The organism is Burkholderia crassaminum, from assembly GCF_964265005.1.
In the GTDB taxonomy this organism is placed as follows: Bacteria; Pseudomonadota; Gammaproteobacteria; order Burkholderiales; family Burkholderiaceae; genus Burkholderia.
The window spans coordinates 1,078,069-1,091,753 of record NZ_OZ183799.1 but is presented as its reverse complement, the minus strand read 5'-3'; the positions used below and the strand labels follow the sequence as shown (position 1 = coordinate 1,091,753).

Here is a 13,685-nt window from a genome sequence, read left to right as displayed (position 1 = left end):
ATGCCGGACGATCACACCATCGCGCCGCTGTCGCGCATCGTTCTCGCGTCGAACAACGCCGGCAAGCTGCGTGAATTCACCGCGCTGTTCTCGACGGTCGGCATCGAGATCGTCCCGCAGGGCGACCTCGCGGTGCCCGAGGCGGAAGAACCGTTCGGCACCTTCATCGAGAACGCGCTGACGAAGGCGCGCCACGCGTCGCGGCTCACCGGGCTGCCGGCAATCGCCGACGATTCGGGCCTGTGCGTGCGCGTGCTGCGCGGCGCGCCGGGCGTCTACTCGGCGCGTTACGCGCAGCGCGCCGGACGCGACAAGGGCGATGCGGCGAACAACGCGTATCTGGTCGAGCAGCTGCACGGCGTCGACGACCGGCGCGCATACTACTGCTGCGTGCTCGCGCTCGTGCGCCATGCGGACGATCCCGAGCCGCTGTTCGCCGAAGGGCGCTGGGCCGGCGAGATCGTCGATACGCCGCGCGGCGAGCACGGATTCGGCTACGACCCGTATTTCTACCTGCCGTCGCTCGGCGCGACGGCCGCCGAACTCGAGCCGGCCGTGAAGAACACGCACAGCCACCGCGCGCTGGCGCTGAAGGCGCTGCTGGCGCGGCTCGCGGAGGAAGCATGAGCGCGCCCGATACCCGTTCGCTGCAGGAGGTTGCATGAGCCAGGCCGCGGAAACCGGCGCGCGCGTCGTCGCGACCTTCACGTCGCCCGGCCAGGTGCGGCTTACGTCGCTGCCGCCGCTCGCGCTGTACGTGCATTTCCCGTGGTGCGTGCGCAAGTGCCCGTACTGCGATTTCAACTCGCACGAGTGGAAAGGCGAACGGTTTCCGGAAACCGAGTATCTCGACGCGCTGCGCGCCGATCTCGAGCAGGCGCTGCCGCTCGTGTGGGGCCGGCAGGTGCATACCGTGTTCATCGGCGGCGGCACGCCGAGCCTGCTGTCGGCGGCCGGACTCGATCGGCTGCTGTCCGACGTGCGCGCACTGCTGCCGCTCGACGCCGATGCCGAGATCACGCTCGAGGCGAATCCGGGCACGTTCGAGGCCGCGAAGTTCGCGCAGTTCCGCGCGAGCGGCGTGAATCGACTGTCGGTCGGCATCCAGAGCTTCAACGAAACGCACCTGAAGGCGCTCGGCCGGATTCACGACACCGCGCAGGCGCGCGGGGCCGTCGAGATCGCCGCGAAGAACTTCGACAACTTCAACCTCGACCTGATGTTCGCGCTGCCGAACCAGACGCTCGACGAATGCCGTACCGACATCGAGACCGCGCTGTCGTACGCGCCGCCGCATCTGTCGCTGTATCACCTGACGCTCGAGCCGAATACGCTGTTCGCGAAGTTCCCGCCGGTCGTCCCCGACGACGACGCGTCGGCCGACATGCAGGAGTGGATTCACGCACGCACGGCCGAGGCCGGTTACGGGCGCTACGAAGTGTCCGCGTACGCAAAGCCGAATCATCAGTGCAAGCACAACCTGAACTACTGGCGCTTCGGCGACTATCTCGGGATCGGTGCGGGCGCGCACACGAAGCTGTCTTTCCCGAACCGGATCCTGCGGCAGGCACGCTACAAGCATCCGGCGACCTTCATCGAGCAGGCGATGGCCGGCACGGCCGTACAGGAAGAGCGTGAAGTCGGCGCGCGCGACCTGCCGTTCGAGTTCATGCTGAACACGCTGCGGCTCGTCGAGGGCTTCCCCGTACACAGCTTCGCCGAACGCACCGGCCTGCCGATGAGCACGATCGAGCCGGCACTGCAGGAAGCGGAACGGCGCGGGCTGATCGCACGCGATTTCGCGCAGATCGCGCCGACGCCGCTCGGCCAGCGTTTCCTCAACGACCTGCAGGAATTGTTCCTGCGCGACGATTGAAGGAATGAACGAGGCGGCATTTCGGTTACAATGCCGCCTCGTGTGGAAGCGTGGCCGAGCGGTTTAAGGCACCGGTCTTGAAAACCGGCGACGGGAAACCGTCCGTGAGTTCGAATCTCACCGCTTCCGCCAGGAAGTTCGCCAAACCCCGTCCATTCGCCGAATGACGGGGTTTTTTGTTGGTCCGCGCATGCCCCTCCTCCACGTTCCGACGCGTCCTGCCGGATGCCGTTACAATCCGGCGCTCCGATTCGCGAAACGGGAAACCCACGTCATGAAGCCCTTCATCGTCTCGTCGCTCGTCGCGATGCTCGCTGCCGTCAGCACGCACGCGGCGGCCGACACCGCGTCCGGCAGCGACGCGCAAGCGTCGTGCGCGATCGCATACGTGACCGGCGTCGGCGGCTCGCCGCGCGGCCTGAGCGAATACCTCGCGAGCCCGTCGCCCTACAACTACCTGAAGGACAACGACCTCCAGTGCAAGGTAGGGGACGACGGACGCACGTCGAACTGCACCGGCGTGACCTACCTCCGGAACGACCAGGTCAGCGTGTACGACGACTCCGATCCGGCAACGCTCACCGTCGTGGCACGCGTGGAGCTCGACCACGGCCAGAAATACCCGGTAATCATCGTCGTGCAGCGCAAGGACGCACGCTGCAAGCAATAATGCAGCGCCGCGCGCGAACCCGTCCGTCGAAACGGCACGTGCGTTCGCACTAGGTCCCGCGCGGCACCGGAGCCACGGGCACGGGCAGCGGCCCGTCGTCGCGCCGCACCACGCCGGAAGCCTCCCGGCCGGCCGCTCGATCACCTAGAATTCGATCAACACGGCGACACAACCGCCGCCGCGTACTCGATACCGTGCGCGCCACCCCTGCGTGCGGTACACGGAGATCACCATGACCGAACTGCCGATACCGACAGAACACGTCGATTACGAAGGCTTCGAGGTCCATGTCGTGCCGGCTGCCGTGCCCGGCAGCGACACGCGCTACACCTACACCGGCTACGTGTGCCATCCGGGCGCGAATCCCGCCTTGCCCGGCCACGCGGTGCCATTCCACGCGGACGGCGAGGAAAGCTTCGCGAGCCTCGATGAAGCCGTCCACGAAGCCGTGCACATCGGCAAGAGCATCATCGACGGCACGCACCCCGACCTGTCGATCCTGTCACTCGTCACGCACGGCTTCTGAGCCAAGCGGCACGCATCACTGACGATTGCGCGGGCGTCCGCCGCGGTACCGCCTGCGGCAACCGCCGCGCCCTCACGTTGCGCAACGCGCAACGGCCGAACCATCGCCACGTGCCTGCGTGCCACTCGCGTGCCTGGCCTTTCTTTCAGCCTTGCAACACGCACGCCGGGATGCGCACGTGCGGCGGCCGCGCGAGCGTGCTGTCACATGTCACGTCACATCGCGATGCGCGGGCGAGCGCCGCCCCGTCATCAGCGATCGCAACGCCCGGCATCGCCCGTTATGCGTTTCTCCCGATATCGGCTTGCGTCCGTGCGCCTATCATTTTTCTATAGTCACTTCTGGCTAGCCTCCCATGCGCCCCCTTCCCCGTTCGTGCGTCGACCGGCTGCGTGCCGTTGCACTGGCCGTCGTCGCCCTGCTCGCGGCGTGCACGATCACACCGCCTCCGTCGCTACACTCGATCCTGACGATTCCGTCGATCACCCGCAGCGGCAGCCTCGACCAATACCGCGTCGAAGTCGCGCGGCGAGTTGCCGAACGCAATCCGTCCGGCATGCTGCGCGGCACGCCGCAGGCCATGCTCCGTTCGCTCGTCGTCGTGGCCTTCACCGTCGATGGCAGCGGCCGGCTCGTCAACGCGTCCGTCTATCGCAGCAACGGCGACAGCGAAGCGGAGGCGCTCGCGCTCGCGTCGCTGCGCCGCTCGGCGCCGCTGCCGCCGCCGCCGTCGCGACTGCTTGACGGAAACGGCCGGCTCGAAATGATGGAAGGCTGGCTCTTCAACGACGACGGCCACTTCCAGTTGCAAAGCACCGCGTCGGCGCAGGCGCAATCGATCGACTGACCGGCCGCCGCACCGCGATTGCCGGTGCGCGGCAGCGCTGGCTATAATTTTCCGCAATCGCGCGGCCATCACGCCGCGCGCGCGTTCGCGCGCCCCACCCGGCATGCGAGCCGACCACGCCGGCACCGGGCGGCGGCGACGTACCCGTCTCCATCGTCGACCGGCGGGTGACGTCCGCGCCACGGCGCGCGTCCACGCCGCCACCGCGTCATCCGCATCATTCGCTCGGCTGCACCCGGCAGGCATCCGCCTGCCCGACCGCACGCTCAGCCGACCGCCCCAACGACAAAACGGAGACATCCATGTCCGCATCCCCCCCGACCGTTGCTCACGCAACCGGTTCGGCCGGCGCCGTCAGCCACCGGCGCATCGTGTTCGCGAGCTTCATCGGCACCGCGATCGAGTTCTACGATTTCTATGTGTATGCGACGGCCGCCGCGCTCGTCATCGGCCCCGTGTTCTTCCCGCACGGTTCCGCGACCGCACAGGCGCTGTCGGCGTTCGTCACGTTCGGTATCGCGTTCATCGCACGCCCGATCGGCTCGTTCCTGTTCGGGCACTTCGGCGACCGCATCGGCCGCAAGTCGACGCTCGTCGCGTCGCTGCTCGTGATGGGCGTGTCGACCACCGCAATCGGCTTCGTGCCCGGCTACGACGCGATCGGCGCGCTCGCGCCGGTTCTGCTGTGCGTACTGCGCTTCGGCCAGGGGATCGGCCTCGGCGGCGAATGGGGCGGCGCCGCGCTGCTCGCGACCGAGCATGCGCCGCAGGGCAAGCGCGGCTGGTTCGGGATGTTTCCGCAGCTCGGGCCGTCGGTCGGCTTCCTGATGTCAAACGGCCTGTTCTTCGCGCTTGCGCTGTCGCTGTCCGACGAGCAGTTCCGCAGCTGGGGCTGGCGCATCCCGTTCCTGGTCAGTGCGGTGCTCGTCGCGCTCGGCCTGTACGTGCGGCTCAAGATCACCGAAACGCCCGCGTTCCAGGCCGCGCTCGACCGCAACGAGCGCGTGCGCGTACCGGTCGCGACACTCGTCACGCAACACTGGCAGCCGACGCTGCTCGGTGCGCTCGCGATGGTCGTCTGCTACACGCTGTTCTACATCTCGACGGTGTTCTCGCTGTCGTACGGCGTGTCGGCGCTGCATATTCCGCGCCAGAGCTTCCTCGGCCTGCTGTGTTTCGCGGTCGTGTTCATGGGACTCGCGACACCGCTTTCCGCGTGGGCATCCGACCGCTTCGGTCGCAAACCGGTGCTCGTCGTGGGTGCGATCGCCGCGCTGCTGTCGGGTTTCGCGATGGAGCCGCTGCTCGGCAGCGGCTCGATGCCGCTCGTCGCGCTGTTCCTGACGATCGAGCTGTTCCTGATGGGCGTGACGTTCGCGCCGATGGGCGCGCTGCTGCCGGAACTGTTCCCGACCAACGTCCGCTATACGGGCGCGGGCGTCGCGTACAACCTCGGCGGGATCCTCGGCGCGTCGATCGCGCCGTATATCGCGCAACTGCTGGCGGCGCGCGGCGGGCTGTCGTGGGTCGGCGGTTATGTATCGGTCGCAGCGGCAATCAGCCTGATCGGCGTGCTGCTGATGCGCGAAACGCGCGACGCATCGCTCGTCTGAGACTCCGGGGCGACCCGGGTTGTGCGGTGGCCGGCGCTGCCTATACTCGATCCTGGGTGCGCCACTGCGCGCCCCCGGGATCCCGCCTCCGAAGGAGCCGCCGCCATGAACATCCGCCTCGGCAATGCCGATCTCGTCCTGATCCTCGCGCTTGCGCTGGGTGGCGCGCTACTGCTCGCGCTGCGCTTCCGGCCGAAGACGTGGCGCGGCCTCGTGTTCGAGGCGCTGCTGGCGAATCTGGCGGCGATCGCCGCCGTCGTCGCGGTCGAGGCGCTGCTCGCCTGAACCGGCCCGCCCCGCTTCGTCAGGCGGTCAGCCGCGTGCGCAACGTGCCGTAGGCGGGACCGACGGCGTCGATCGCGTCGAGCGCCTCCTCGACGGACGGCATCGCGCCCGGCTCGCCGATCGACAGTGCGTTCGGTGCGCCACCGATACCGCAATGGTGGCGCGACGTCGCGACGAAAATCATCACGGTCGGCCGCTGCAGCGCATGCGCCATGTGCACGAACCCCGTATCGACGCCTACCACGAGCGCGGCCCGGCCCAGCGCCGCGCCGAGTTCGCGCACGCTCATCGCAGGCAACACGACCGCGCCCCGCGCGCGTGCGGCGATGTCCTGCGCGTCGTCATGCTCGGCGGCCGATCCCCACGGCAACAGCACGCGCACGCCGCGCGCCATCATCTGCGTGGCGAGCGCGGCCCAGCGGTCGGCCGGCCATTTCTTGTCGGGGTTGGACGTCGCATGGAACAACAGCATGAACGGCGCGCCGTCGGTCACGGCCGCCGGCAGGTTCACGTCCTGCGGCGGGACGATGCCGTACGTGGCGACGCCCTCGGGCTCGTAGCCGAGCGCCTCGCCCGCGCTCACGCGCATCCCGTGCCAGGCGTCGCAGTCCGGCCGCGGGCCGAAACGGTCTGAATACGCGAAACGGGCGCCCGTTTCGCCGAGATCCTGCGTCTGGTAGCCAACGCGGCGCGCAGCGCGCGCCAGCACCGAAATGATCGCGCTCTTGTAGACACCGTGCAGGTCGATCACCGCATCGTAGCGGTGCGCACGCAACGCGCCGATCGACGTCGAGATCGCCTTCAGGTCGCCGCGATTGCGCAGCTTCTTGAAGCGGCGCAGCGGCGCGCAAAGGACATGGCTGACGCCCGGATGCCACCGCACGACTTCCGCGCACGATTCGTCCACCGCCCAGTCGACCGTTACGCCGGGAAAGGCGCGATGCAGATCTGCGACGACGGGCAGCGTCTGGACGACGTCGCCGAGCGACGTCACTTTCACGATGAGAATACGTTTCACGTTTGCGGGGAAGAGCCAGCCATCTTGGGATGCTAACGACGGATGTCCGCTTCGAGCATTACCCCTGAATTACATTTGTAACAAAATGCTACAAGCTTGCGAAACGCTGTCGCCCGTTGCGCGGCCCCGGTTTTTTTTATAATCGATCCTTTGCCTGATGGCCCGCGCCGATGCCCCGCCCCGCCCTTCCCGCCCTGTTTCCCGCGCTCACCCGCCGCTCGCTGCGAATCTGGCGCCAGTACGGTGTCTTCTGGCTGGGCGCGATCGTCGTCGGCCTCGCGGCGGTGCTCTACGCTCGACTGATCGACTGGGGCTACGAAACCTTCCGCACGATGCGCGATCACGCCGCGTGGCTGCCGCTGCTGCTGACGCCGGCAATCGCCGCGGTGTCGGTATGGATCACGCGCCGCTTCTTCCGCGGCGCCGAGGGCAGCGGCATCCCGCAGGTGATCGCGACACTGCATGCGCGCCCGAGCGCGTTCGGCTCGCGGCTGCTGACGCTGCGCATCCTGTTCGGCAAGGTGCTGGTGTCGTTCCTCGGCATCCTGGGCGGCTTCACGATCGGCCGCGAAGGGCCGACCGTGCAGGTCGGCGCGGCGCTGATGTTCAACCTGCGGCGCTTCTACCCGCGCTCGAACGCGCAGATCGAACGCCAACTGGTGCTCGCCGGCGCGGCGGCCGGGCTGTCGGCTGCTTTCAATACGCCGCTCGCCGGGATCGTGTTCGCGATCGAGGAACTGACGCGCAGTTTCTCCGCGCGCGCCAGCGGCGTGCTGATCACCGCGATCATCCTCGCCGGCGTCGTCGCGCTCGGCCTGAACGGCAACTACACGTATTTCGGTACGATCGATGCCGGCCCCCATTTCCCGAAACTGCTGGCGCTCGCCGTGCTGGTGACTGCGATCGTGACGGGGATCGCGGGCGGCCTGTTCTGCTGGCTGCTGCTCAACACGGGGCGCTGGCTGCCCGCGCAACTGCTGGGCCTGTATCGCGAGCGGCCGATCGCGTTCGCCGCGCTGTGCGGCTTCACGATCGCCGTCGTCGGCCTCGTATCGGGCGGCACGACCTTCGGCAGCGGCTATGCCGAAGCACGCGGCCTGCTTGACGGCAGCCAGCATCTGTCGGTGTTCTACCCGTTCCTGAAAATGGTGTCGATGGTCGCGTCGTACCTGCCGGGCATCCCGGGCGGGATCTTCGCACCGTCGCTGTCGATCGGCGCCGGGTTCGGCAACCTGCTGCACGTCGTGTTCAGCAACATGAGCCTGCCGATGCTGATCGCACTCGCGATGGTCGGCTATATGGCGGCCGTCACGCAGTCGCCGATCACGTCGTTCGTGATCGTGATGGAGATGATCAACGGTCACGCGCTCGTGATTTCGCTGATGGCCACCGCGTTGGTATCGAGTCGCGTATCGCGCTTCTTCGCGCCGCCGCTCTACGAAACGCTGGCGCTGCGCTATCTCGCGCCGCCCGTCGCGGCCGCGGAACCGGCTGCGGCTGCCGCGGCGAGCGCGACGGTGGCAACCGGCGTCACCGAGCCGCAGGATGCGGCCGCCGCGCCCGCCGATCCGCTCGACACGCTGCGCGACGAACGCGGTGCAACGCCGCCCGCCGCCGCGCCGGTCGAAGACGCAGCGCATACGCCGGCGCCGCGCGACGACGAGCCGGCTGCGGCCGGGACGAACGGCCCGGCGCAGCCGGGCCCGCGCGACGCTCAGTAGATCACGACGGGTGCCGGCCGGTAGTACACGGGCCGCGCCGGCACGACGATGCACCCGGCCAGCGTGATCGCGACAAGCGCGATGGCGATTGCGGTTCGTTTCATCGCCCGCCTCCATCACGCCCAGTGGCCACGGGTCCAGAACCAGTTCGGACCACGCTGGTCCCAATGGCCCGGCACCCATTGCATGCCGACGCGCTCGGCCTCCCAGTGGCCGCCGATCCACACATAGCGGCCATGATCCCAGTGCCAGTGCCCGCGGTCCCACACGTAGCCCACGCGCGTGGCCGGCACGACCTCGTAGCGCACCGGCGGCGGCGCATTCGGCGCGACGACGACGATTTCCTCGGTACGCACGGCGACCGGCTCGGCGACGACCACGCGGCCCTGCGGCGCGATCACGGGCGCGCCGACGAGAATCTCGTCCGCATGCGCGGCAAGCGGCGCGACGACGGCTGACAGGCTCGCGGCAAGCAGGGCGAGCGAAACGATACGACGTTGAACAGTAGAGACAGCCATCACAACCTCCTGGTTGAACAAATTACGCGAGCGTATTCGTTCAATGCGGGAGGACCGACAACGGCCGACAGACGTCGTGTTACGGCGTGCCCGAAAGTGCAACAGGGCGTAAGACGCGCACGGCGGCGAGTGCCGCCGTGCGGTGGGAAACCGGCAAGCGTCAGGCTTGCGGGATCTCGATCTTCACTTCGAGGACTTCGAGATCGTCCTGGCGCTCGAGGCTCACGCGGATGTCATCGTTCGAAATTTGGACGTACTTCGAGATGACCGCGACCAGCTCCTTCTGCAGCGCCGGCAGGTAATCGGCCGGCGGCCGGCCGCCAACGCGCTCGTGCGCGATGATGAGCTGCAGCCGCTCCTTCGCGACCGATGCGGACTTTTTCTTCTCGCCGAGGAGAAACGAAAGGATGGACATGGGCGGCCTCCGTTACTTGCTGCCGAAGAGGCGCTGCAGCAGGCCCGGCTTCTGGTAATCGGTGAAGCGCAGCGGCTTGTCTTCGCCGAGGAAGCGTGCGACGACGTCCTTGTACGCTTCCGCGACATCGGTGCCGTCGATATGCACGGCCGGCAGACCCTGGTTCGATGCATGCAGCACGGCTTCCGACTCGGGCACCACGCCGATCAGCTTGATGCGCAGGATCTCGCTGATGTCCTCGAGCGACAGCATCTCGCCTTCGCTGACGCGCTTCGGGCTGTAGCGCGTGATCAGCAGGTGTTCCTTGATCGGATCCTTGCCTTCGGTCGCGCGCTTCGTCTTCGACGACAGGATGCCGAGAATGCGGTCGGAGTCGCGTACCGACGACACTTCCGGGTTCGTGACGATCAGCGCTTCATCCGCGAAGTACATCGCGTGCAGCGCGCCCGCTTCGATACCGGCCGGCGAATCGCAGACGATGTACGCGAAATCCATTGCGGCGAGATCGTTCAGCACCTTCTCGACGCCTTCGCGCGTGAGCGCATCCTTGTCGCGCGTCTGCGACGCCGGCAGGATGAACAGGTTCTCGCACTTCTTGTCCTTGATCAGCGCCTGGTTCAGGTTCGCTTCGCCCTGGATCACGTTCACGAGGTCGTACACCACGCGGCGTTCGCAGCCCATGATGAGATCGAGGTTGCGCAGGCCGACGTCGAAGTCGATCACGGCCGTCTTGTGGCCGCGCAGCGCGAGACCGGACGCAAAGCTTGCGCTCGTCGTCGTCTTGCCCACGCCGCCCTTGCCCGAGGTCACCACGATGATTTTTGCCATTTACCCAATACCCTGTGTTCGTCAATGAGAGCCGATCGATCCGGAGCGCACCGCGTGTGTTACGTCAGGCGCAGCGGTTCGATCATCAGTTTTTCCCCTTCGAGCCGGATCTGCACCGCTTTGCCCAGTACTTCGGCGGGCAACGGGTTCTCGGTTGTTCGATAGATACCCGCGATCGAAATCAGTTCCGGCTCGAGACACGTGCAGAAAATGCGCGCGTCGTGATTGCCGTGCACGCCCGCGAGTGCGCGGCCGCGCAACGGCGCGTAGATGTGGATATTGCCTTCCGCGATGATCTCCGCGCCGTGACTGACCGGCGCGAGCACCACGAGGTCTCCTTTCGCGTAAATCTGCTGCCCCGAACGCAACGGCCGGTCGATCACGAGCGTCTGGCCCCCCGTCTGGTTCGACGCCGACGGCACCGGCTCGGACGCCTGCTCGGGCGCCGCCGCGGCTGCTGCAGCGACGACCGCCTCGGCGACCGCCGACGCTTCCGCGCCCTCGGCCGGCTTCACGGCCGGCGCGCGGCGATCGCGTGCCTCGAGCAACGGCAGGCCGGCTTCCCCCGCCCAGCCTTGCGTTGCCAGCGCGACGACACCCACCGGACGCATCCGCACGTCGTTCAGCATCTGGCGGATGTCCGCCAGCGCGACACGCTCGCCGTCAGCCAGACGGCGGACGTCGATCGCAACGACATCGTCGGCGAAAAACTCGGGAGTCGCTTCGAAGCGCTTGACCAGTTCGGTACGCAACGCATCGAGATCGGTCGTCTTCACGGTGAACAGCAACGTATCGACCGATCCGCTGCGCAGCTCGAAGAATGGCGATTTTTTAAGCGACATGGACACTCTGCAAAAATTTTTTGCGTATTTTACAGGCGTCCACGCGCGCGGCCATTATTTTTGGGGAACCGGGTTGCGGCGGCCCGGGCGGGCGTGCAACCGGGAGGCGGGCTGGCAAGCGGGCGACCGGACCTTCATCGCGCCGCGCGAGCCGCGTTCTGACGTCGCGTCAGTGCTTCACCTGCGACACGTACAGCGATTTCATCGCGCCGGGCATCCGCGCGATCGGTGCGTGCTCGCCGGTGTTGCCGAAACCCGCACGCTCGTAGAAACGGATCGCGTTGCGGTTCGCATCGGCAATCCATGCATAGACGTCCTGGGCACCGCGCTCGGCGAGCCAGGCGGTGGCCGTCTCCAGCAGCAGCACGCCGCCGCGCAGGTGACGCACCGCGTGCGCGACCCACAGCTCGCTGACGAACGCGCGCCGGTCGGGCGTATTGTCGAAATACGCGCCGATCATGCCGGCCGGATGGCCTTCGGTATACAGCAGGAATGTCGTCGACTCGTCGGACACGGCGCGCTGCGCGGCAATCGCCGACGCTGCGTCCGTTTCGACGTTCAGCAATTCGGCCTCCGGCGCTTCGCCGGGTGCGTAGGGCTCGCGCAGCGATGCGGCGCGGAGTTCGCGATACACGCCACCCTGGTCGGCAACGATACGACGAACGGTCAAGGTCGAACTCATGCAGGCACAGCCCCCTTCGGACAGCAAGCTACTAGCTTCAACCGAAAGCGGGGCATGAGTCAAATCGTTATTTTCAAATGGCGGCGCGAATCGAAAGGCGGCAGGCAGCGCCGGCGGCCATACGGGATGCCGGTGTGCAGGTGCAGCATTTTCACGTCGATGCGAGCAGCTGGACGACAGCCGCGGCGGCTTCGTTCGACGCATGGCGCCAGTCGCCTTGCGACATGGGGCAATCGTCCGTCGAACCCTGCGCCTTTCGTCGCGAAAGCCGTAATGATCAGTAATATTGGTAACCGCAAAGGCGCGCGTTACGGGTATCCATCGCCCTGCACATATTGCGACGCAACATTTGTTGCGAACCTGCGGCACCGACGCCCGCACACATCACGGCGCGCCATCCGTCTGACAAACCTGCCGCCCGTGCGGGCCGATTCGGCCTTCCCCGCATGTTTCAATCAGCATGCGCGAGCCCTTCCCTGCCAGCGCCGCACGCGCCCCTCCGTTTGGAGCCACGCACCTAGTGCCGGAGTTTGGCAAGCGTGCGCATGGGTCGTATAACAGGCAGAACCGGATGACGATCCGGCTCGACCGCGTGTGCGTCGCGGACCAACGAGAATTCGAACAACCGTACAGGCGGCCGCCCTCGGGCCGGCAGGCAGGAGGGAGACAATGGCAATGACCGACGGATCGGCTTCGGGCTGGTCGGATGGCAAGCGTTACCTGTGGCTGCTCGGCGCGCTGACGATCACGCTGCCGATCCTCGCCGCCCAGCTCGCGCTGTCGACGGGCCTGCACGTGTTCTGGTGGTTCGGCCCGCTGTTCGCGTTCGGCGTGATCCCGATCCTCGACACGCTGATCGGCGACGATCGCGACAATCCGCCCGAGGCCGTCGTGCCGCACCTCGAACGGGAGCGCTACTACCGGTTGATCGTCTATCTCGCGACCTTCGTCGAATACGTCGCGTTCTTCGTGTGCGTATGGATCGTCGGTACGCACGCGCTCGCGTGGTACGACTACGTCGGCTTCGCGCTGTCGCTCGGTGCGGCGACGGGCATCTCGATCAACACCGCGCACGAACTCGGGCACAAGACCGACCGCTTCGAGCGCTGGCTCGCGAAGATCACGCTCGCACCGGTCGCATACGGCCACTTCTACGTCGAGCACAACCGCGGCCACCACGTGCGTGTCGCGACGGCCGAGGATCCGGCGAGCGCGCGCTACGGCGAATCGTTCTGGGCGTTCTTGCCGCGCACCGTGACCGGCAGCATCCGCTCGGCGTGGCGGCTCGAAAAGGCCCGCCTCGAACGGCTCGGGCATTCGCCGTGGACCTGGCGCAACGAGGTGCTGCACGCATGGGCGATGACCGTCGTCGTGTGGGGCGTCGCGATCATGATGGCCGGCAAGGTCGTGATCCCGTTCCTCGTGATCCAGGCCATCTACGGAGCGTCGCTGCTCGAAGTCGTGAACTACGTCGAGCACTACGGGCTCGGCCGCCGCAAGCTGCCGAACGGCCGCTACGAGCGCTGCACGCCGCAGCATTCATGGAACAGCAATCACGTCGTCACCAATCTGTTCCTGTACCAGTTGCAGCGGCACGCCGACCATCACGCGAATCCGACGCGCTCGTACCAGGCACTGCGCCACTTCGACGATTCGCCGCAACTGCCGGCCGGCTACGCGACGATGATCCTGTTCGCGTACGTGCCGCCGCTCTGGTTTCGCGTGATGAATCCACGTGTCGTCGCACACTACGGCGGCGACATGGCGCAATCGAACATCAAGCCGTCGATCCGCGCCCGGGTGCTCGCGCAGTATCCGGCCGCAGCTTGATCGCGGGAGGCGGG

General features: G+C 67.1%; 15 protein-coding genes and 1 tRNA gene. 10 read left to right on the top strand and 6 right to left on the bottom strand.

The window, feature by feature from the left end; genetic code table 11:
- The 8 genes from rdgB to ACPTTF_RS04955 all read left to right on the top strand — a co-directional run bounded on the left by rdgB (position 1) and on the right by ACPTTF_RS04955 (position 5,817).
- Positions 1-627 carry an RdgB/HAM1 family non-canonical purine NTP pyrophosphatase gene (rdgB, locus tag ACPTTF_RS04990; RefSeq protein WP_174951033.1) on the top strand — a complete coding sequence of 209 codons (627 nt, stop codon included), beginning with the start codon at positions 1-3 and terminating at the stop codon, positions 625-627.
- A gap of 34 nt (positions 628-661) precedes the next feature.
- Positions 662-1,876 (top strand): radical SAM family heme chaperone HemW, encoded by a 1,215-nt coding sequence (hemW, locus tag ACPTTF_RS04985; RefSeq protein WP_423370457.1) that lies wholly within the window; start codon positions 662-664, stop codon positions 1,874-1,876.
- A gap of 44 nt (positions 1,877-1,920) precedes the next feature.
- Positions 1,921-2,008: transfer RNA gene (locus ACPTTF_RS04980), tRNA-Ser, on the top strand.
- 142 nt (positions 2,009-2,150) lie between these two features.
- The gene (locus ACPTTF_RS04975; RefSeq protein WP_166957339.1) at positions 2,151-2,546 is read left to right on the top strand and encodes a hypothetical protein; all 396 of its coding nucleotides are present in this window, start codon (positions 2,151-2,153) and stop codon (positions 2,544-2,546) included.
- A gap of 232 nt (positions 2,547-2,778) precedes the next feature.
- On the top strand, positions 2,779-3,072 hold the full coding sequence (locus tag ACPTTF_RS04970; RefSeq protein WP_166957337.1) for a hypothetical protein: 294 nt from the start codon (positions 2,779-2,781) through the stop codon (positions 3,070-3,072).
- Between the two features lie 355 nt (positions 3,073-3,427).
- Positions 3,428-3,919 carry an energy transducer TonB family protein gene (locus tag ACPTTF_RS04965; RefSeq protein WP_423370456.1) on the top strand — a complete coding sequence of 164 codons (492 nt, stop codon included), beginning with the start codon at positions 3,428-3,430 and terminating at the stop codon, positions 3,917-3,919.
- A gap of 302 nt (positions 3,920-4,221) precedes the next feature.
- On the top strand, positions 4,222-5,532 hold the full coding sequence (locus ACPTTF_RS04960; protein WP_423370454.1) for an MFS transporter: 1,311 nt from the start codon (positions 4,222-4,224) through the stop codon (positions 5,530-5,532).
- Between the two features lie 105 nt (positions 5,533-5,637).
- A complete protein-coding gene (locus tag ACPTTF_RS04955; RefSeq protein ID WP_060051962.1) occupies positions 5,638-5,817 on the top strand; it encodes a hypothetical protein in 180 nt (59 codons plus the stop codon).
- A gap of 19 nt (positions 5,818-5,836) precedes the next feature.
- Here the strand turns inward: ACPTTF_RS04955 and waaC are convergent, their stop codons facing one another.
- Positions 5,837-6,835: a lipopolysaccharide heptosyltransferase I gene (gene waaC / locus ACPTTF_RS04950; RefSeq protein ID WP_423370453.1), complete on the bottom strand. Its 999-nt coding sequence runs from the start codon at positions 6,833-6,835 to the stop codon at positions 5,837-5,839.
- Positions 6,836-7,005: 170 nt separating this feature from the next.
- Here waaC and ACPTTF_RS04945 point away from each other — a divergent pair, with 170 nt between their 5' ends.
- Entirely contained in the window at positions 7,006-8,556 is a 1,551-nt protein-coding gene (locus tag ACPTTF_RS04945; RefSeq protein WP_423370452.1) for a chloride channel protein, read from the top strand.
- Positions 8,557-8,672: 116 nt separating this feature from the next.
- Here the strand turns inward: ACPTTF_RS04945 and ACPTTF_RS04940 are convergent, their stop codons facing one another.
- From ACPTTF_RS04940 to ACPTTF_RS04920, 5 genes are all read right to left on the bottom strand, one after another.
- Complete coding sequence (locus ACPTTF_RS04940; protein ID WP_166957325.1) at positions 8,673-9,074, bottom strand: YXWGXW repeat-containing protein; 402 nt, start codon at positions 9,072-9,074, stop codon at positions 8,673-8,675.
- Between the two features lie 160 nt (positions 9,075-9,234).
- Positions 9,235-9,489: a cell division topological specificity factor MinE gene (gene minE / locus ACPTTF_RS04935; protein WP_006400798.1), complete on the bottom strand. Its 255-nt coding sequence runs from the start codon at positions 9,487-9,489 to the stop codon at positions 9,235-9,237.
- A 12-nt stretch (positions 9,490-9,501) separates the two neighbouring features.
- Positions 9,502-10,317, bottom strand: a complete 816-nt coding sequence (gene minD / locus ACPTTF_RS04930; protein WP_423370451.1) for a septum site-determining protein MinD — start codon at positions 10,315-10,317, stop codon at positions 9,502-9,504.
- 59 nt (positions 10,318-10,376) lie between these two features.
- Positions 10,377-11,159, bottom strand: coding sequence for a septum site-determining protein MinC (minC, locus tag ACPTTF_RS04925; protein ID WP_423370450.1), 783 nt, complete (start codon positions 11,157-11,159; stop codon positions 10,377-10,379).
- Positions 11,160-11,328: 169 nt separating this feature from the next.
- The gene (locus tag ACPTTF_RS04920; protein ID WP_027788116.1) at positions 11,329-11,841 is read right to left on the bottom strand and encodes a GNAT family N-acetyltransferase; all 513 of its coding nucleotides are present in this window, start codon (positions 11,839-11,841) and stop codon (positions 11,329-11,331) included.
- Positions 11,842-12,510: 669 nt separating this feature from the next.
- Between ACPTTF_RS04920 and ACPTTF_RS04915 the strand changes: the two genes are divergently transcribed.
- Positions 12,511-13,671, top strand: coding sequence for an alkane 1-monooxygenase (locus ACPTTF_RS04915; RefSeq protein ID WP_423370449.1), 1,161 nt, complete (start codon positions 12,511-12,513; stop codon positions 13,669-13,671).
- The last annotated feature ends 14 nt before the right edge of the window (positions 13,672-13,685 follow it).